At 58.3% G+C, this 18,596-nt stretch carries 16 protein-coding genes; 11 read left to right on the top strand and 5 right to left on the bottom strand.

The window, feature by feature from the left end; translation table 11 throughout:
- Positions 1–11 precede the first annotated feature (11 nt).
- The 5 genes from HMPREF1121_RS04845 to HMPREF1121_RS04825 all read right to left on the bottom strand — a co-directional run bounded on the left by HMPREF1121_RS04845 (position 12) and on the right by HMPREF1121_RS04825 (position 5,062).
- The gene (locus tag HMPREF1121_RS04845; protein ID WP_044115030.1) at positions 12–881 is read right to left on the bottom strand and encodes a beta-1,6-N-acetylglucosaminyltransferase; all 870 of its coding nucleotides are present in this window, start codon (positions 879–881) and stop codon (positions 12–14) included.
- 165 nt (positions 882–1,046) lie between these two features.
- Entirely contained in the window at positions 1,047–2,366 is a 1,320-nt protein-coding gene (locus HMPREF1121_RS04840; protein ID WP_232223736.1) for an OmpA family protein, read from the bottom strand.
- A gap of 327 nt (positions 2,367–2,693) precedes the next feature.
- Complete coding sequence (rnc, locus tag HMPREF1121_RS04835; protein ID WP_009432610.1) at positions 2,694–3,491, bottom strand: ribonuclease III; 798 nt, start codon at positions 3,489–3,491, stop codon at positions 2,694–2,696.
- A 45-nt stretch (positions 3,492–3,536) separates the two neighbouring features.
- Entirely contained in the window at positions 3,537–4,793 is a 1,257-nt protein-coding gene (gene fabF / locus HMPREF1121_RS04830) for a beta-ketoacyl-ACP synthase II (protein WP_044115026.1), read from the bottom strand.
- Between the two features lie 32 nt (positions 4,794–4,825).
- Positions 4,826–5,062 (bottom strand): acyl carrier protein, encoded by a 237-nt coding sequence (locus HMPREF1121_RS04825; RefSeq protein WP_009432584.1) that lies wholly within the window; start codon positions 5,060–5,062, stop codon positions 4,826–4,828.
- A 165-nt stretch (positions 5,063–5,227) separates the two neighbouring features.
- Between HMPREF1121_RS04825 and purN the strand changes: the two genes are divergently transcribed.
- The 11 genes from purN (at position 5,228) to HMPREF1121_RS04770 (ending at position 18,578) form a co-directional block, all read left to right on the top strand.
- Complete coding sequence (gene purN / locus HMPREF1121_RS04820; RefSeq protein ID WP_044115025.1) at positions 5,228–5,797, top strand: phosphoribosylglycinamide formyltransferase; 570 nt, start codon at positions 5,228–5,230, stop codon at positions 5,795–5,797.
- 311 nt (positions 5,798–6,108) lie between these two features.
- Entirely contained in the window at positions 6,109–8,868 is a 2,760-nt protein-coding gene (polA, locus tag HMPREF1121_RS04815; RefSeq protein WP_044115024.1) for a DNA polymerase I, read from the top strand.
- Positions 8,869–8,907: 39 nt separating this feature from the next.
- A complete protein-coding gene (locus HMPREF1121_RS04810) occupies positions 8,908–9,714 on the top strand; it encodes a Cof-type HAD-IIB family hydrolase (RefSeq protein WP_044115023.1) in 807 nt (268 codons plus the stop codon).
- Between the two features lie 581 nt (positions 9,715–10,295).
- Positions 10,296–11,813 carry a bifunctional phosphoribosylaminoimidazolecarboxamide formyltransferase/IMP cyclohydrolase gene (purH, locus tag HMPREF1121_RS04805; RefSeq protein WP_044115022.1) on the top strand — a complete coding sequence of 506 codons (1,518 nt, stop codon included), beginning with the start codon at positions 10,296–10,298 and terminating at the stop codon, positions 11,811–11,813.
- Positions 11,814–11,839: 26 nt separating this feature from the next.
- Positions 11,840–12,859: a rod shape-determining protein gene (locus HMPREF1121_RS04800; protein WP_044115020.1), complete on the top strand. Its 1,020-nt coding sequence runs from the start codon at positions 11,840–11,842 to the stop codon at positions 12,857–12,859.
- Between the two features lie 21 nt (positions 12,860–12,880).
- Positions 12,881–13,750, top strand: coding sequence for a rod shape-determining protein MreC (gene mreC / locus HMPREF1121_RS04795; protein ID WP_044115019.1), 870 nt, complete (start codon positions 12,881–12,883; stop codon positions 13,748–13,750).
- Positions 13,743–14,267, top strand: a complete 525-nt coding sequence (locus HMPREF1121_RS04790) for a hypothetical protein (RefSeq protein WP_044115018.1) — start codon at positions 13,743–13,745, stop codon at positions 14,265–14,267. Before mreC ends, HMPREF1121_RS04790 begins: the two co-directional genes overlap by 8 nt.
- Before the next feature lie 9 nt (positions 14,268–14,276).
- Positions 14,277–16,136 (top strand): penicillin-binding protein 2, encoded by a 1,860-nt coding sequence (mrdA, locus tag HMPREF1121_RS04785; protein WP_044115016.1) that lies wholly within the window; start codon positions 14,277–14,279, stop codon positions 16,134–16,136.
- Positions 16,137–16,144: 8 nt separating this feature from the next.
- A complete protein-coding gene (gene rodA / locus HMPREF1121_RS04780; RefSeq protein ID WP_044115015.1) occupies positions 16,145–17,617 on the top strand; it encodes a rod shape-determining protein RodA in 1,473 nt (490 codons plus the stop codon).
- 80 nt (positions 17,618–17,697) lie between these two features.
- The gene (gene xseB / locus HMPREF1121_RS04775) at positions 17,698–17,913 is read left to right on the top strand and encodes an exodeoxyribonuclease VII small subunit (RefSeq protein ID WP_009432559.1); all 216 of its coding nucleotides are present in this window, start codon (positions 17,698–17,700) and stop codon (positions 17,911–17,913) included.
- Entirely contained in the window at positions 17,913–18,578 is a 666-nt protein-coding gene (locus tag HMPREF1121_RS04770; RefSeq protein ID WP_044115013.1) for a 2-C-methyl-D-erythritol 4-phosphate cytidylyltransferase, read from the top strand. The genes xseB and HMPREF1121_RS04770 overlap by 1 nt, the downstream gene beginning before the upstream one ends.
- Positions 18,579–18,596 lie beyond the last annotated feature (18 nt).

Below are 18,596 nucleotides of genomic sequence, written 5' to 3'. Positions count from 1 at the left end.
CAGCCTAGATTTCAAGGAGTAGATAGGGCTAAAATCTCTTGAAGAAAGCCCCTATCACGAGAATTGAATTTTCGAGCAAAGATATACTCTGTCTGCTGGAGCGCAGGAAGATCTTGGGGGGTAAAATCAATAAGCTGTCCATCATCCCGCCAGCCGATATAGCGCATTGCCCCTCGACTTTCATCAGTCGCGTCAAAAAGACGCTCTATGAAGGGAGTACCCCAGATGAGGGTGGGAATGAAGTATTCGTCTGCACCAAAAGTGTGAGCAAAGATAGTGAGCGCACGCTCCTCTTGCTCCAAGAGATAGTCTACAAGCTCACGGGTGATACTGACCCACTGCCCCCCCTTATGGAATGGAATCCTGGTATTACGTCGGATTCCCAAAAGAACCTGGCTACGGACAGCCAAGAAGCGAAATATGCGCTTGACCTCATAGATAGCCCCACTCCCTCGGAATGAACGAGCGAAGGGATGCCAATAATGCAGCGCCCGATCAGCACGGCTATTCATCGGGCGTTGATGTAGCCCTATAAACTCCTTTCCCTGGTGCTGAGCAAAGAAGCTGTGGATATAGTCTTGATTCTTCAGGGGAAGATCCACCCCAGAGATGAGATGATGATGGCTGTACTGACAGCCAGAGTCCACGACCGCATGGAAGAGCTTATACTCTGCCTCAATCATGCTTACGTCAGCCCAGCGAACATCTACCCTATCCTTGAGAATGTAGAGGCCGGCATGCCGGGTCTTAACGTCAGGTAAGACTGTTAGCTTACGGTCAAAATGGATATAGATATCATTGCGCGCATCATCCAGTCTCTCGATGAGAAGCGAGAGAAGCTCAGGCTCATTATGAGCCAGTATGAGGTAAGCGTGTTTCATACTGAAATGACGCAAAGAGCAATAGTGTAGTGTAGCTAAAAGCAAGGGCCTCCCCCTTAGTAGAGACTATGAATAGCTCAGACTAAAGAGGGAGGCCACTTAGGGGCTGACCCTGGAGAGCAACCTATAGCTGCCTACCCAAAGTCAGTAGGGGAGTAAGGAGGATTACTCAGCGACCTTCGACAGAACTGAGCGGCTGCAGCGGGGGTCGTTGTAGTACATATTAGCAACACCACCGTGCGAATCCTTCTTCAGCTGAGACTCAGATACACCGAACTCGTTAACGAGGCAGTTGTAAACAACTTCAGCACGCTTGCGAGCGAGGAAGATGTTACGCTTTGCGCTACCCGTACCCTTGTCAGCATAACCAGAGACAGAGTAGACGAGCTTGGGGTTAGCCTTGAGAGCTTCAGCAAGGAAGCCAAGGTTTACACGGTCCTTGTTGCTGAGCGTCCAGCGGTTGATGGGGAAGGTAACCAGAAGAGGCATACCAGCAGCAACGTTCTCGGGGGTAACTTCGCGGTTGAGCGCTTCCTCGAGCTGACGACGGAGGTCGCTGTTCTGACCTTCGAGGTCGCTCAGACGGCCACGGAGGTCGTTGAGGACATTTTCGTTAACGCGGATCGCGGTGACCGTGCTACGATCCCAGCCACGCTTGGGGAAGTTGTAGCTAACACCTACAGTTGCAGTCACAAGACCTTCACCCCAGTGACCAGCCGTGTTGACAGCCTGACCAGAGAGCGTAGAGGCAACGTCCTCCTGATCGAAGTGGTCACCTACGTAAGCACCACGGATATCGAGGTTGATATCCCAAGCGCGGTTGATGCGGAAGCGGTTGAGGATACCAACGCTTGCAGTCACTTCATTGGAGTGACGACCCGTCGTAGAAGCACGCTCGAGAGTCGTAGCGAAGCCAAGACCAGCGTAAGGGATCAGCGAGTAGAAGCGATCTTCGTTGTAACCGCAGACCATCTGCGTAAGGTTGAAGAGCACGTCAGCGTGAGCGTGGATGTACTGCTGTTCGGTTTCATAGAGAGGATAACCCACGTTAGCGTGCTGGTAAACCTTACCAGTGTGCGTAGCGGGATTCCAATCCGTGATGAAGCCACCGTAGTTACCGCGGTTGAGGTTAGGGGCAACAGCGAGGTTGTGACCCGTCCAACCAGAAACACCCTTGATCTTATAACCATTAGCACCAAGACGGATACCAATACCAGGGGTGAACCACTTACCGAAGTAAGCTTCGAAGTTAGGGGTGATACGATCGACAAAACGCATCTGCTTGTCGTGGTCACCAAAATACATCTGTGCACCAGCACCAATACCAGCGAACCAGTTAGCGCCGAAGCGATTCGTTTCAACACGATACTTGTCAGCATCCTTCACCTCTACCGTATATACGGAATCGGTCGTCTGCTGAGCACGCAGAGCAGGAGCCAGTGAGAGGCATGCAACTGCAGCAATTAAACTCTTTCTTAACATCATATTCATATTTAATTATTGAGTATACGTTCTTTTTCACACTCGCAGATGGGCTACGGCAAACAGCGTAAGGCGCACGCAAAGTCCTTCAGAGAGGCGACCTTGAGCTGTTTTACAAGGATCTCTTATTCACCTATGAGAGGCGGAGTAAGCCCCTAAAGCAGCAAGCCGTAAGTAGGGACACACCTTGTGGCCCTTCGCATAGAGCCACATTTACACACGGCAAAGATAACGTTTTTATACGAAAACGCAATGAATCCCAATTATTGACCTTCATAATATCAGCAGATTGCACCGACTTCTGAAGGCAAAGGGCTGGCTACGCTTCGATCAAGGTAGGTCAATAAGCACCTGCTCTCCCTGGGGGATACTCAGCTCTTCTGCTACCGAAGGGTCAGCCTGACAGAGAGCCAAGAGCGCACGATGCGCAGCATCCTGGTGGGCGACCTTTTTATTCGGACCACTCCCGACGCCGACCTTGCGCTCATCGACGTAGACCCCACAGACGAAGGGTGCTCCACTGCGCTTCGGCTCCTGAAGCATACGGAAGTCAAGGGTAAGGTGGTGCTTCTGCGTCCACTCTAAGAGCAGCGACTTATAGTTCGTAGTCTGCTCTCGTAGGCTTGCCTCAAGCTCCATAAAGAGGGGCACCATACGCTGGTGGACGAACGCCTCGGCACGGGCATAGCCCTGATCAAGGAAGATTGCCCCGATGAGCGCCTCCAGCGTATTACCATATATGTCGGTACTACCCTGACGTGCCTCGCGGCGGATCTGAAGCAGGCGATCAAGGCCCATGCGCTGGGCGACAGCGTTGTTGACCTTACGCCCGACGATAGCACCACGACGCTTACTCATCTCTCCTTCATCCCAGTGTGGGTGACGCTGGTAGAGGTAATGACTCATTGCCGTGGCCAGCACCGAGTCACCGAGGAACTCCAGGCGCTCATTATTGAGCTTGAAGCCCTCCTTATCGGTCTTACTCACCGAGCTATGGCGGAAAGCCAAGTCATAGAGCTCTGGGTCACGTGGCTCGAAGCCGAGGAGCTCGACGAGTAGGAAGAGAGGCTCCTTGGGCTTACGCCCAAAGAGCCTCATAAGTCCGTCTCGCACGATACGTATAATCATAGAGCTATAGAGGGAGTCTTGATAATACGTGGCTGTGGAGCCGTATTACTTCTCGTACTTCTTGAAGATGACACTCGCGTTGTGCCCACCGAAACCGAAGGTGTTCGACAGGGCAGCACGGACGGTACGACGCTGAGCCTGGTTGAAGGTGAAGTTCAGCTTGTAGTCGATCTCGGGATCTTCGTCGTCGGCAGCATGGTTGATCGTGGGGGGGACAATGTCCTCCTCTACGGCCTTGAGCGCGAAGACAGCCTCGATAGCACCAGCAGCACCGAGGAGGTGACCCGTCATAGACTTCGTAGAGCTGATATTCAGCTTATAGGCAGCGTCACCGAAGACTTCCTTAATAGCCTTGGACTCGGAGATATCCCCGACAGGCGTAGAAGTCCCGTGTACGTTGATGTAGTCAATATCTTCAGGGGAGAGCCCTGCATCCTCGAGTGCATTGGTCATCACCAGCTTAGCACCCAGCCCATCAGGGTGAGTAGCCGTGAGGTGGTAAGCATCAGCCGAGAGGCCGGTACCTACGAGCTCAGCGTAGATGTGTGCACCACGAGCGAGAGCGTGCTCAAGCTCCTCGACGACGAGGCAAGCAGCACCTTCGGCCATGACGAAGCCATCGCGCGAAGCGCTGAAGGGGCGGGAAGCACCCTGAGGATCGTCATTGCGAGTGGAGAGGGCGTTCATCGCATTGAATCCACCGACACCAGCAGCGCAGATCGAGGCTTCGGCACCACCAGTGATGATGACGTCAGCCTTACCGAGGCGGATGAGGTGGCAGGCATCGATCAGTGCGTTCGTAGACGAAGCACAAGCCGAAGCCGTGGAGTAGTTGGGCCCGTGGAAACCATACTTCATCGACACGTGACCTGCGGAGATATCCGAGATCATCTTGGGGATGAAGAAGGGATTGAAGCGAGGGCCCGACTCTTCGTTGTAGCCGCGCACTTCCTCTTCAAAGGTCCCGAGACCACCGATACCGGAGGCGATGATGACCCCGACACGGTTCTTATTTACTGTCTCTACGTCAAGCTTGGAATCGGCGATACTCTCTTCGGCTGCCACCATGGCAAACTGAGCATAGCGATCTAAGCGGCGAGCCTCCTTCTTATCGATATACTTGCTGACGTCAAATTCCTTGACTTCGCAAGCAAACGTGGTCTTGAACTTTGAGGCATCGAAGAGGGTGATGGGGCCTGCCCCACTCTTCCCCGCTACGACAGCCTCCCACGTCTCGCGGGCCGTAGCCCCGAGAGGTGAGATAGCGCCTATTCCAGTGATGACGACTCTCTTGAGTTCCATCAGCAAATTCCTTTATCTCGACGAGAGGGCTATTAAGCCTTCTTGCTTTCGATGTAGTTGATAGCGTCGCCGACCGTCTTGATCGTCTGAGCGTCCTGATCGGGGATCTGGATGTCGAAAGCCTTTTCGAATTCCATGATGAGCTCTACGGTGTCGAGAGAGTCAGCACCGAGGTCGCTGGAGAAGTTTGCTTCAGGAGTTACTTCGCTTGCTTCGCAGTTGAGCTTTTCGACGATGATTTCGACTACCTTTTCGTTGATCTGTGACATGATTCTTTTTCTTTACTTAGTTATGTATTCTTTCTTTACACTGCATTGCTCTACCTTTGTACCATATAATGAGCGGCACTCAGGGGGAGTAGCTCGGAGTATTCCCGTGTGGCGCTTACGCACTGCACAGATACGCTCCATTTGTGCACAAAGATACAACTATTTATGAAACAAATAGCAATACTTGCTTCTGGCAATGGCTCAAACGCCGAAGCTATCGTCCATCATTTCCGCGCTACAGGCGAGGCGGAGGTGGCTATGATCATCACAAACAAGCCTCAGGCAGGGGTCATCCAGCGGGCTGAAAGACTGGGTGTACCTTGTCATTATTTTACAAACGCAGAGCTTCGTGAAGGCACGCGCCCGATAGCTCTGATGAAGGAGCACGGCGTCGAGCTCATCATCTTGGCGGGCTATCTCTGCCTCATCACTCCTATATATATAATGGAGTACCCCGAGCGCATCATCAACATCCACCCTGCGCTCCTCCCCTCTTTCGGCGGTCAAGGCATGTACGGCGACCGTGTGCATGCTGCCGTCATCGCCTCGGGAGCGAAGGAAAGTGGTATCACCATCCACCTCGTCGACGAAGACTATGACCACGGGCGCCACCTCCTACAGGCGACCTGTCCCGTGCGCCCTGATGACACCGTCGAGACGCTCGCCGCACGCATCCACGAGCTGGAGCACCGCTTCTTCCCCACGACTATCGCCCAATACCTGCGCTTCCTCTAAGGAAGCTCTCCCATACATCACCCAGCCGCCCCACAGCGAGTCACCGACGTGGCCTGCTGTGGGGCGGCTCTTTTTCTCTCGCGTGGCGCGCGGGCGCACATATACATATAATGTATATGCGGGGGCTAAGGGGACGAGAAAGCACGCCTGCGGAAGGCGGGAAAAACGCCCGTTTTTCGCAGTACGGGCTAAGTAAGTACTTTTGTATACCTATATAATAGGTCCCTGTGAGCCGACTGCATTCCCCGCAGGCGCGCCGTCAGACAATCCATCATCTCTCCCACCCCACAAGCCCCTCACATCCCACCGATATGGCTCAGCGACTCTTCCTCCTCGATGCGTACGCCCTGATCTACCGCGCCTACTACGCCTTCATCAAAGCCCCACGCTTCGACAGCAAGGGGCGCAATACCAGTGCTGTCTTCGGCTTCGTCCTTATGCTGGAGGATCTCCTCTCGAAGGAGAATCCCGAGGAGATCGCCGTCGTCTTTGACCCCGCAGGTGGCACCTTCCGCCACCGCGAGTATCCCGCTTATAAGGCGCAGCGCGAAGAGACGCCCGAAGGGATCCGCATCGCCGTACCGCTCATCCGTGAGCTTCTCAGCGCCTACCGCATCCCCGCTGTCGAAGTCCCCGACTTCGAGGCGGACGACGTCATCGGCACGCTGAGCGATCTGGCAGCCCGTGCGGGCCACGAGGTGCTGATGGTCACGCCCGACAAGGACTACGGGCAGCTCGTCACCGAGCACGTCCGTATGTACCGCCCGATGCAGGGCGGGGGCTACGAGATCTGGGGCGAAGCCGAGATCCGGGAGAAGTTCGGCCTCGACTCCCCCGCACAAGTCATCGACTACCTCGCACTCCTCGGGGACAAGGTGGACAACATCCCCGGCTGTAAGGGTATCGGTGAGAAGGGCGCACAGAAGCTCCTCAGCGAATACGGCACGGTAGAGAACCTCCTCGCCCACACCTCGGAGATCAAGGGCGCTACGGGCAAGAAGCTCATCGAGGGCGCAGACGATATCCGCCTCTCCTACTATCTGGCGACGATCCGCCGTGACGTGCCCATCAGCTATACCGCTGGCGACTACGCCCGAAGGGAGAAGGACGAAGAGGCGGTGCGCCGACTCTTCGAGGAGCTGGAGTTCCGCACGCTCCTCTCTCGCGTCCTCGGCACGGCTCCCGCACCCGCACCAAAGAAGGTCGCTCTCCCACCCGATGACCTCTTCGCTGGACTTGAGGAGACTGAGGAAGCCGAGACGCCTGCCCCCACGGACGTACCGCAGATGCGCATAGAGGTACTCACCCCGACGACTCTCCCCGCCTTCGTCGAGCGAGCTGCCAAGGCTCAGGTCGTCACCTTCGACACCGAGACCACAGGCGCCGATGCGCTGACAGCAGAGCTGGTAGCCATCACCTTCGCCCTCGACAGAGAGACGACCTATTACCTCGACGTACCCGCTGAGCGCGAGGCTGCTACGGCACTCCTCGACCAGCTCCGCCCCATCTTCGAGAGCACGACCTCGCTGAAGGTCGGGCAGAACCTCAAGTACGACCTCCATATCCTCCTCTCCTACGGCATCGAGACGGCTGGCGAGCACTTCGACACGATGATCGCGCACTACCTGCTCTACCCCGATATGCGCCACGGGCTGGACGAGCTGGCGGAGAAGTTCCTCAGCTATAAGATGATGCCCTTCGAGGAGATGATCGCCCCGCAGACGACGAAGCAGTTTGACCTGCGTCAGGTCGAGCCCGAGCGCCTGCAGTTCTACGCTGCGGAGGATACGCACATCACCCACCTCCTCTATGAGTACTTCGCAGAGCGCCTCGAGAAGGCAGGGCTTACCGAGCTCTTCCGCACCATCGAGATGCCACTGATGAAGGTACTCCTCGGTATGGAGCGCGAGGGAGTACGCCTTGACAAGGCCTGCCTCGCACGCCAAGCGGGCGAGCTACAGGGTGAGCTGGAGCGCCTCGAGACAGAGATCAGCACGCTCATCGGCCACCCCATCAATGTCAATAGCAGCAAGCAGGTCGGCGAAGCCCTCTTCGACGAACTCCAGATCATGGAGAAGGCGAAGAAGACCAAGACGGGGGGGTACACCACGAGCGAAGAAGTTTTAGAAAAGCTCCGTGACAAGCACCCCGTCGTGGGCAAGATCCTCGACTACCGTGGTGTGAAGAAGCTCCTCAGCACCTACATCGAGGCGCTGCCCGACCTCGTCTACCCCGATGGAAAGATCCATACGTCCTTCAACCAGACCATCGCCGCCACCGGTCGCCTCTCCAGCAGCAACCCCAACATCCAGAATATCCCCATCCGTACGCCCGAGGGTCGTGCCATCCGCGAGGCCTTCGTACCCGATGCAGGCTGTACCTTCCTCAGCGCCGACTACTCGCAGATCGAGCTGCGTCTGATGGCACACTTCAGCGAAGATCCCGCCCTCATCGAGGCCTTCCGCTCTGGGCAAGATGTCCATCAGGCCACCGCTGCGAAGATCTACGGCCTCACGCCCGAGGAGGTCACACCCGATATGCGTCGCCGCGCGAAGACCGCGAACTTCGGTATCATCTACGGCATCTCCGCCTTCGGCCTTAGCGAGCGCCTCTCCATCCCCCGCAAGGAAGCCAAGGAGCTTATCGACGGCTACTTCGCCTCGTACCCTGGGGTGGCAAACTATATGTCACGCGTCGTCGAGGAGGCCAAGCATCGTGGCTATGTGACGACCCTCCTCGATCGTCGCCGTAGCCTCCCCGATATCAATAGCGCGAACGCTGTCGTACGTGGCTATGCCGAGCGCAATGCGATCAATGCGCCCCTCCAAGGCTCAGCTGCCGACCTCATCAAGATCGCGATGATCCGCCTCGACGCCGCAATCCGCGAGCGGGGTCTCAAGAGCCGTATGATCCTGCAGGTACATGACGAACTGAACTTCAACGTCCCCACCGACGAGCTCGCCGAGATGACCGAGCTGGTCCGCAGCACGATGGAGTCCGTCTACCCCGACCTACGCGTACCCCTCGAGGTAAGCATCGGCCATGGCCCCACGTGGCTCGATGCGCACTAAGCCTCTCGCCCCCGATTTATATTCCACAACGACTGAATAATGAAACTATTAGCACTTGATATTGACGGCACGCTGATCACCAAGGAGCACGTCCTCACCGAGGGCGTCCGCTCGGCCCTGCTCCGTGCCCAGAGAGACTACGACACCCGCATCATCCTCGCTTCGGGTCGCCCCACCCCAGCCCTCGGCGCCCTGGCCGAAGCTCTGCAGATAGCGGACTACGGTGGCTACCTCATGCCCTTCAACGGCGGGAAGATCCTTGAGGCGGGCTCCAAGCGCCTCCTCAGCGCCCAGCTCCTCGATGCCGACCTCATCCCCCAGCTCTACCACCTCGTGCAGGAGCATGGGGCAAACATCCTCACCTACACCGAGGAGCACATCCTCACCGAGCGCGAAGATGACCCGTATGCAGAGAAGGAAGTCGTCATCACGGGCATGCCTCTCAAGCGTGTACCCAGCTTCGTCGAGGCTGCTACGGAAAGCCTCCCGAAGTGCCTCGCCGTCGGCCCGCTGGAGAAGCTCATCCCGCTCGAGGCTGCTGTCAAGGAGCAACTTGGCACGCGTGTCGGCGCCTTCCGCTCCAGCGACTACTTCCTCGAGCTCGTCCCCCTTGGCGTGAATAAGGGTAGTGCGCTCGCTCGCCTCCTCGACGTCCTCGGCATAACCCCGCAGGATCTCATCGCTATCGGCGACAACTACAACGACCTCGAGATGATCGAGCTGGCCGGCACAGGCGTCGCCATGGGCAATGCACCCGAGGATATCCAGCGCCGTGCGGACTTCGTCACCCGCTCCAATGCCGAGGACGGTGTGGCCTATGCCCTCGAGCAGCTCCTCTTCGTCTAAGCCCCCCACCCCCTTCAGCGCGCGGGCTGCAGTACACCTTCGGTACTGCAGCCCGTGCGCTTCTATAGGACTTGCACCCACAAATCACTATAGGAAAAACCCTTATCCTCCGCGAGAAAAAGCTCCGAAGTCGTATTCCTCTCCCTCGATCTACGTACGTAGACGATAGGACAAGGCACGTGGATTTTAGAGCGCTCGTACGTGGACAGATGATCCACGTACGTAGACCGAACTTTTCCCATAGATGAGCCAAAGAATCTCCCCTCAAGGGACGAAGTATAGGAGTAGTGCTCTGCGATAGTTCTCGCGCTGAATGAAGGCATCTATCCGTATAGATGTAAGCGACTTACCCGACAAGGAGAGCAAGAAAACAAGCGGGGGTAGTAGAGCCTAAGCAATAGTGCGACTCGGGGCGTACTCACAGGCAAGATAGAAGCCCTCACGATACGCGCGAGATAGGTACACTGCGGGAAAATCGTTATTTTTGTGTGGCTTAGTAGCTTAGCACGTATAGCCTCCGAGCGGAGGCGAGGTGCTGATCGCCGTATTTTACATCACACTTTGACTTAGCTTAGTAACTCATGGAGAAGGTCATACGTCGAGCACTTGTCTCGGTATACCACAAGGAAGGATTAGCAGAAATCTTAAAGCTCCTGCACGAGCAGGGCGTAGAGTTCGTCTCCACGGGGGGCACCAGCACCTTCATCGAAGGGCTCGGATACCCTTGTGTTGCCGTCGAAGATCTGACTAAGTATCCCTCGATGCTCGGGGGGCGCGTCAAGACCCTTCACCCCGCTATCCAGGGCGGTATCCTCGCCCGCCGCGGACACGAGACCGACCAAAAGGAGGTCCTCGAATACGGCCTATCCCTCATCGACCTGGTGATCGTAGACCTCTATCCCTTCGAAGCTACGGTAGCCTCGGGCGCCAGCGAAGAAGATATCATCGAGAAGATCGATATCGGCGGTATCAGCCTCATCCGTGGGGCAGCGAAGAACTTCGAGGACGTCGTCATCATCCCTTCGCAGGCAGACTACGCTACACTGCTTGAGATCCTCCGTGAGCGTGGCGCTCGCACGACCCTTGAGGAGCGTCGCCACTTCGCTCGTCGCGCCTTTGCTGTGAGCTCGCACTACGACTCAGCTATCTTCCGCTACTTCGACGGCGAGGAGCGCTCTGAGCTCCGCCTCACGGCAGACGAGGCTAAGCCTCTGCGCTACGGCGAGAACCCCCATCAGAAGGGCGTCTTCTACGGCGACCTCGACCGCTACTTCGAGCAGCTCCACGGCAAGGAGCTCTCCTACAACAACCTCCAGGATGTCGAGGCAGCCGTCTCACTCATCCAGGACTTCTCTGAGCCTACCTTCGCCATCCTCAAGCACAACAACGCTTGTGGCTGCGCCTCTCGCCCCACCCTCCTCGAGGCGTGGACGGATGCGCTGGCAGGTGACCCCGTCTCCGCCTTCGGTGGCGTACTCGTAGCCAACCGCCCCATCGACGTGGCGACGGCGCGCGAGATCGACAAGCTCTTCCTCGAGGTACTCATCGCTCCCGACTTCGAAGCTGAGGCCCTCACCATCCTCGAAGGCAAGAAGAACCGCATCCTCCTGCGTCAGAAGGAGGCCATCGATGCCCGCTGGTCTTACCGCTCGATGCTCGGTGGTGTGCTGGCTCAGGAGACCGACCGCGCAGTAGAGACTACGGCTGAGATGAAGCCCGTTACTAAGGTAGCACCCACGGCTGAGGAGCTTACGGATCTGGTCTTCGCGACCAAGCTCGTCAAGCACAGTAAGAGCAACGCTATCGTCCTGAGCAAGGGCGGTCAGCTCATCGCCTCGGGTGTCGGACAGACCTCACGTGTCGATGCGCTCAAGCAAGCCATCGAGAAGGCACGTCACTTCGGCTTCGACCTCAAGGGCGCCGTACTGGCGAGCGATGCCTTCTTCCCCTTCGACGACTGTGTCACCCTCGCTGCCGAAGCTGGTATCACCGCTATCGCCCAGCCTGGTGGCTCGGTACGTGACGCTGACAGCATCGCCGCTGCAGATCGCCTGGGCGTAGCCATGGTGATGACGGGGGTGCGTCACTTCAAGCACTAAGAATACGAATCGACTAATAGATAAGCATGGGACTATTTTCCTTTAGGCAGGAGCTGGCGATGGACCTGGGTACTGCCAATACCATTATCATCAAGGACGACAAGATCGTCCTCGATGAGCCCTCAGTAGTAGCCTTCGACAACCGCACGGGCGAGATGATCGCCGTCGGGACTAAGGCTCGTGAGATGTACGAGAAGGGCAACGCCAACATCCGCACGATCCGCCCCCTGCGCGAAGGGGTCATCGCAGACTTCGACGCCGCTGAGCACATGATCCGCGGGATGATCCGCATGATCAGCCGCCGCCGTGGGTGGTTCACCCCCTCACTGCGCATGGTCGTCTGTATCCCCTCAGGGAGCACGGAGGTAGAGATCCGTGCCGTACGCGACTCCAGCGAGCACGCTGGTGGTCGTGACGTGTACATGATCTACGAGCCTATGGCTGCAGCTATCGGCGTCGGCATCGACGTCCTCGCCCCCGAAGGCCACATGATCGTGGACATCGGTGGTGGTACGACGGAGATCGCTGTCATCTCGCTCGGTGGTATCGTCGAGGATCAGTCCATCGACACCGCTGGTGACGAGCTGACGCAGGACATCATGGACCACATGCGCGAGAAGCACCAGATCAAGGTCGGGGAGCGTACCGCTGAGCAGATCAAGATCCAGGTAGGCGCTGTCTATGCCGACCTCGATGACGCTCCTGCAGACTTCACCGTCTGGGGTGCGAACATGATGGATACCATGCCCCGCAAGGTAGAGGTCAACTATCGTGAGATCGCCGAGTGCCTCGACAACTCGATCGGCAAGATCGAGAGCGCTATCCTCCGCACGCTCGAGGCTACGCCTCCCGAGCTCTACGCCGACATCGTCGCCAATGGTGTCGTCCTCACCGGTGGTGGTGCCCTCCTGCGTGGTCTTGACAAGCGCCTCTCCAAGCGCTTCGGTCTTGACTTCAAGATCGCTGAGAACCCCCTGCACTCTGTTGCTCTTGGTACGGGCATTGCGCTGAAGAACATCCACAACTTCAACTTCCTCTTCCGCTAAGCCCCGTAGCCTACTCCGCCCGTGGATAAGCTCTTAGAGTTCCTCCAGAAGTATAGACACTGGTTCGTCTTCCTCATCTTGGAGACGATCGCTCTCGTCACGTACCTAAGCGGCTCCCTCTACTCGAGGAGCCTCGGCTGGTACGCGACGAGTGCCGTCTTTGGGCGGGTCAATGAGCTGATGACCGAGGGCTGGAGCTATGTAGGCCTACGCCCTCGCAATGAGGAGCTACTGAGGGAGAATGCACGCCTACGTACGGCCTATACCCTCTTGGCACGTCAGATGCAGGATGCCGAAGCCCACGGCCTGCTGCCTCGTCTGCACGCTACCGACAGCCTCCCCATCGACCCCTCGGCGGTCATCATCGCCCGTGTGGTCAATCGTGTGGCGCACACCAGTGAGGTCTACTACACCATCAACAAGGGGCGCCGTGACGGCATCGAGACCGACATGGGCGTGATGAGTGCCACGGGCGTCGTCGGCGCCGTGATGGCCGTCTCCGACCACTACGCGCTCGTCATCCCCGTCCTCAACCCGAAGATTCGCCTGGCATGTACCCTCCTCGGGCAGGAGGTCAGTGGCACCCTCGCAGCTCCCTCGAGCCCGAATGCCAATGAGGCGATCCTCAGCAACGTCCCCCCACACGCCCACCCCCAGATCGGTGACACCATCACCACGAGCGGCTACTCCTACCTCTTCCCCGAGGGGATGATGGTCGGTACGATCGCCGACTCCGTCCCCGCTCGCGTCAAGGGCAGCGCTGGGACCTTCGCCAACTATCCTGTGCACCTCTCCACGGACTTCCAGGGTCTACGCTACGTCTACGTGATCCGCGAGAAGCCCACCCACGAGGTACGCGCCCTCGAAGACTCGATCAGACCCAATGAATAGCTCTACCTATCTGCGCTTCATCCTCTTCGCCCTCCTTATGGTGGCCCTGCAGGTGTGGGTACTGAGTCCCATCGCCCTCTTCCGTGTGGCGACCCCTTACCTCTATCCCTTCGTGCTGCTGCTCCTGCCGGTAGACACGAACCGCACCGTACTCTCGATCTCGGGCTTCGCCGTAGGGATGCTCATCGATATCTTCAGCCTCACGCCTGGCCTGCACGCCTCGGCCTTCACGCTGACAGCCTTCATGCGCCAGCCCATCCTCTCACTGCTCACGGACAAGAACACGATACCGCACGCCCTGCCCCTCTTCCCCACGCTGCGTGGAGGCTCGGTGATGCTCATCACGCTGCTCCTGCTCGTGCACCACGTCACGCTCTATATCCTCCAGGCCGCAGGGATGCGCATGGGGGGTCTACATATCATCATCAGCTTCGCATCGGGCTATGCCTTCTCATGGGTGCTGGCGGTGATGACCCTCTTCTTCTTCGGCACGGGAGAAGGGGCTCGCTCGAAGTGATGCTCTCCTATGGTCAACGACGAGCTCTTCCGTAGACGGTGGCTGATCATCGGCCTCACCTTCGCCATCGTCACCATCTTCATCATCCGCCTCTTTACCCTGCAGGTAGCCAGCAATGACTACAAGCGCCGGGCGGAGAATAATGCCTACTTCATCCTCTCGACCATCCCCTCGCGTGGCGTCATCTACGACCGCAAGGGGCAGCTCCTCGTGGCCAATCGCCCCATCTACGACCTGATGATCGTGAACCACGAGGCGAAGGGGAAGCTCGACACCACGCTACTTGCCAATACCCTTGGCCTGCCTCGCGAAGAGATCGTACAGAAGCTCACCGCCGTACGTGACCGCAGTATCAACCGCGGCTACAACCCCTACACCCCGCAGGTCTTCCTCTCACAGCTTGAGCCCGAGGAAGTAGGGCGCTTCGAGGAGCAGCTGTATAAGTTCCCAGGCTTCTCGGTGCGCTCCCGTACCGTCCGCCAGTACAACTACCACAATGCCGCCCACCTCTTGGGCTACCTCTCCGAAGCCAGCCTCACCGACCTCGAGCGTGACAGCACGATCATGCGTGGGGACTTCGTCGGCCGAAGCGGGGTAGAGCGCACCTACGAAGAGGTACTGCGTGGCGTCAAGGGTGAGGAGATCTTCTACCGCGATGCCCGTGGCCGTATCCAAGGACGTCTGGATGGCGGTTCGCACGACCGCGCTCCCGTCCCTGGGCGTGACCTCACGCTCTCCATCGATGCTGGTCTGCAAGAGCTGGGCGAGCGCATGATGCGCGGTAAGCGTGGCGCTATCGTCGCCATTGAGCCCGAGACGGGTGAGATCCTTGCCCTCGTCACGGCGCCGAACTACGACCCCGAGCTCCTCGCAGGCAAGAGCAAGGGGACCAACCACCGTATGCTCGAGGAGACCTTCGGTAAGCCACTCCTCAACCGCGCTATCCAAGGGAACTACCCTCCCGGATCGACCTTCAAGCCCTCACAGGGTGCTATCTTCCTCGAGGAAGGTGTCCTCACTCCCTCTACAGCACTTGCCTGTCATCACGGTTACCCACCGCTGGGCAACCGACCCAAGTGCCACAGCCACGGCTCGCCCACCTCACTCATCCCCGCCCTCTCCACTTCGTGTAATGCGTACTTCAGCTGGGGCCTGCACTTCATGCTCGACGACCGCCGCCATTACCCCTCGGCAGCCATCGCTCTGGAGCACTGGAAGCAGCGTATGATCTCCCTCGGTTTCGGCTACCGCCTCGGTATCGACCTGCCGGGTGAGAAGCGCGGATATATCCCCAATAGCGGGGTCTACGATAAGTTCTATAAGGGTGCATGGAACGGCCACACCATCATCTCCATCGCCATCGGGCAGGGGGAAGTGCTCGCCACGCCCCTGCAGATAGCGAATCTCGCCGCCCTCATCGCCAACCGCGGCTACTACATCCGCCCGCACGTCGTGCACTCTATCGGCGGTGTGCCTCTGGACTCGATGTACCGCAACCACCAGCCCTCAGGGATCTCCCGCGAGAACTGGGAGTATATCGTCGCAGGTATGGCTGGTGCTGTCACGGGCGGTACGTGTCGTGCTGCGAACTTCGCCCCAGGTGAGATCGAGGTATGTGGTAAGACCGGTACGGCAGAGAATCCCCACGGTAAGGACCACTCGGCCTTCATCGGCTTTGCGCCTCGCTCCAAGCCACGCATCGCCGTCTCGGTCTACGTCGAGAACGGGGGCTTCGGGGCGCAGTTCGGTGTGCCTATCGGCCGTGTGATGATGGAGTACTACCTCCGTGACGGCAAGCTCTCGGGCAGTGGCGAGGCCATAGCCTCCTCGATGGAGCACCGCAGTATCTCCTACCTCAACGATATATAGCGCCCGCCATGCGACAGTCTTCTTCACAGCCATTCTATAAGTCCATCGACTGGGTGACGATCTTGATGTACCTCATCATGGTCTTCTTCGGCTGGCTCTCTATCTGTGGCGCCTCGTACAACTTCGAGACGGAGGCGCTGCTGAGCCCTGGCGGTCGCCCGATGATGCAGCTGCTGTGGATCGGACTCGGGCTGGTCTTAGGCTTCGCTGTCATCTCGCTCGACACCGATATCTACGAGGTGGGAGCCCCGCTCTTCTATGGGGCGATGATGCTCCTCTTGATGGTGACGATCGTCATCGCACCGGATATCAAGGGCTCACGCTCGTGGCTCGTCTTAGGGCCGGTGCGCCTACAGCCGGCGGAATTCGCGAAGGTCGCTACCGCCCTCACGCTGGCGTGGCTATGCAATCAGTATGACTTCAAGATCGAGTCGATACGCAGCTATCTGAAGATCTTCGCTATCATCTTCTTCCCCATCGGGCTCATCCTCCTGCAGCAGGAGACGGGCTCGGCGCTCGTCTTCCTCGCTCTCTTCCTTGCGCTCTTCCGCGAAGGCTTCTCGGGGCTCTTCATGGGGCTCAGTACCTCGGCAGCGGTGTACTTCATCGGGGCGCTCGTCTTGGAGGACACGCTGTGGTGGAGTGCTACGGACGCAGACCTCTTCTTCGTCTCGAACGCTATCCTCGTCTTCACCGCCGTACTCTACGTCGTCTACACCCAGGACTGGCGCAACCGCTGGCGCTACCTCCTCTATGCCGTAGGTGCTGTCCTCGGCGTGTATCTCATCGCAGGAGTGGTGAACTTCTTCGTCGCCTTCAACCTCGCCTATGTGGCTGTAGCCCTCGTCGTCATCGCCGTAGGCACGCTCTTCTACCTCGCCCTGCGCGAATACCTCCTGCGCTACCTCTTGATGGCCATCTTCGCCATCGGATCGCTCGGCTTCTTCTACTCGGTGAACTACGTCTTCAACGATATCCTCCAGCCCCACCAGCAGGTACGTATCAAGATCGCCCTCGGCATCGAGAGCGACCTCAAGGGGAAGGGCTACAATGTCGACCAGTCGAAGATCGCTATCGGATCGGGTGGGCTCACCGGTAAGGGCTTCCTCAAGGGCACACAGACGAAGCTGAACTACGTGCCCGAGCAGGAGACGGACTTCATCTTCTGCACCGTCGGGGAGGAGTCGGGCTTCGTAGGCTCGACGGCGCTACTCATCATGTACGCCGTCTTCATCCTGCGTATCGTGGCGCTTGCCGAGCGGCAGGTGACACGCTTCGGGCGGGTCTATGGCTACTGCGTGGCCTCGATCTTCCTCTTCCACCTCTTCATCAATGTGGGGATGGTGCTGGGGCTCGTCCCCGTCATCGGTATCCCCCTACCCTTCTTCAGCTACGGGGGCTCCTCGCTGTGGGGCTTCACGTTCCTGCTCTTCATCTTCCTCGGCATCGACTCCCGTCGCAAGCAGCACACCGCCCGCTAAGGCGAGAGTGTGCCGCTCTGGATGCCGTAGACGCACGTATCCCCCGCCACCATCTCGTGGCACCAACACATAGACATACGATGAAAAAAGACTTGACCTATAAGGAAGCTGCAAGCCGTCTCGACGAGATCGTCCGCCGCATCGAGAGCGAAAGCCCCGATGTAGACGAGCTCACGGGCCTCGTGAAGGAGGCTGTCGAGCTCTCGAAGCACTGCCGTGAGAAGCTCACGCAGGCCGATAAGCAGCTCACGAGCCTCATGGCACAGCTCAGCGAAGACCCTCAAGCCGAAGGCTAATGGCACATCGCTACGCTATCATCGTCGCTGGCGGGCGTGGCCTGCGTATGGGTGCCGACCTGCCGAAGCAGTTCCTCCCCTTGCGTGGTGAGCCCGTCCTGATGCACACGCTACGGCAGTTCGCCCCCGAGGTCGAGGAGCTCATTCTCGTGCTCCCCGCCGAGCAGCAAGACCTCTGGCAAGAGCTTTGTACCGAGCATCACTTCACCCTCCCACACCGCATCACTACGGGTGGCGCCACGCGCTTCGACTCCGTACGCTCGGGGCTGAGTGAGCTCCCCACTGAGGGCCTTGTCGCCGTTCATGATGGAGTACGTCCTCTCGTCTCGCGCACACTGATTCGCCGCACCTTCGAGGTAGCCGAAGAGACGGGCGCCGCTCTACCAGCCTGCCCCGTCACCGATAGCCTGCGCCTCCTCGGGGAGGACGACGGTAGTGAGGCTGTCGATAGAGCCCGCTACCGTGCGGTACAGACCCCGCAGACCTTCGACCTCGAGCGCCTACATCGTGCCTATGAGCAGCCTTTCAGCCCGCAGTTCACCGACGACGCTTCGGTCTACGAAGCTGCTGGCCTCGGTACTATCACCCTCGTCGAAGGCGAAGAGACGAATATCAAGCTCACCACACCGAGAGACCTCCTCTTGGCTGATCTCCTCCTGGACTAACCCCGCCCGAGAAGGGCA

It is taken from the genome of Porphyromonas sp. KLE 1280, assembly GCF_000700805.1.
Classification (GTDB): Bacteria; Bacteroidota; Bacteroidia; order Bacteroidales; family Porphyromonadaceae; genus Porphyromonas; species Porphyromonas pasteri.
The sequence above is the reverse complement of the archived record's forward strand: the minus strand, read 5'-3'. Positions and strand labels throughout refer to the sequence as shown.

Coding starts and splice junctions, on each gene's coding strand:
- HMPREF1121_RS04845 (WP_044115030.1), bottom strand. CDS start 881: ATGAAACACGCTTACCTCATACTGGCTCATAATGAGCCTGAGCTTCTC.
- HMPREF1121_RS04840 (WP_232223736.1), bottom strand. CDS start 2,366: ATGATGTTAAGAAAGAGTTTAATTGCTGCAGTTGCATGCCTCTCACTG.
- rnc (WP_009432610.1), bottom strand. CDS start 3,491: ATGATTATACGTATCGTGCGAGACGGACTTATGAGGCTCTTTGGGCGT.
- fabF (WP_044115026.1), bottom strand. CDS start 4,793: ATGGAACTCAAGAGAGTCGTCATCACTGGAATAGGCGCTATCTCACCT.
- HMPREF1121_RS04825 (WP_009432584.1), bottom strand. CDS start 5,062: ATGTCACAGATCAACGAAAAGGTAGTCGAAATCATCGTCGAAAAGCTC.
- purN (WP_044115025.1), top strand. CDS start 5,228: ATGAAACAAATAGCAATACTTGCTTCTGGCAATGGCTCAAACGCCGAA.
- polA (WP_044115024.1), top strand. CDS start 6,109: ATGGCTCAGCGACTCTTCCTCCTCGATGCGTACGCCCTGATCTACCGC.
- HMPREF1121_RS04810 (WP_044115023.1), top strand. CDS start 8,908: ATGAAACTATTAGCACTTGATATTGACGGCACGCTGATCACCAAGGAG.
- purH (WP_044115022.1), top strand. CDS start 10,296: ATGGAGAAGGTCATACGTCGAGCACTTGTCTCGGTATACCACAAGGAA.
- HMPREF1121_RS04800 (WP_044115020.1), top strand. CDS start 11,840: ATGGGACTATTTTCCTTTAGGCAGGAGCTGGCGATGGACCTGGGTACT.
- HMPREF1121_RS04790 (WP_044115018.1), top strand. CDS start 13,743: ATGAATAGCTCTACCTATCTGCGCTTCATCCTCTTCGCCCTCCTTATG.
- mrdA (WP_044115016.1), top strand. CDS start 14,277: ATGGTCAACGACGAGCTCTTCCGTAGACGGTGGCTGATCATCGGCCTC.
- rodA (WP_044115015.1), top strand. CDS start 16,145: ATGCGACAGTCTTCTTCACAGCCATTCTATAAGTCCATCGACTGGGTG.
- xseB (WP_009432559.1), top strand. CDS start 17,698: ATGAAAAAAGACTTGACCTATAAGGAAGCTGCAAGCCGTCTCGACGAG.
- HMPREF1121_RS04770 (WP_044115013.1), top strand. CDS start 17,913: ATGGCACATCGCTACGCTATCATCGTCGCTGGCGGGCGTGGCCTGCGT.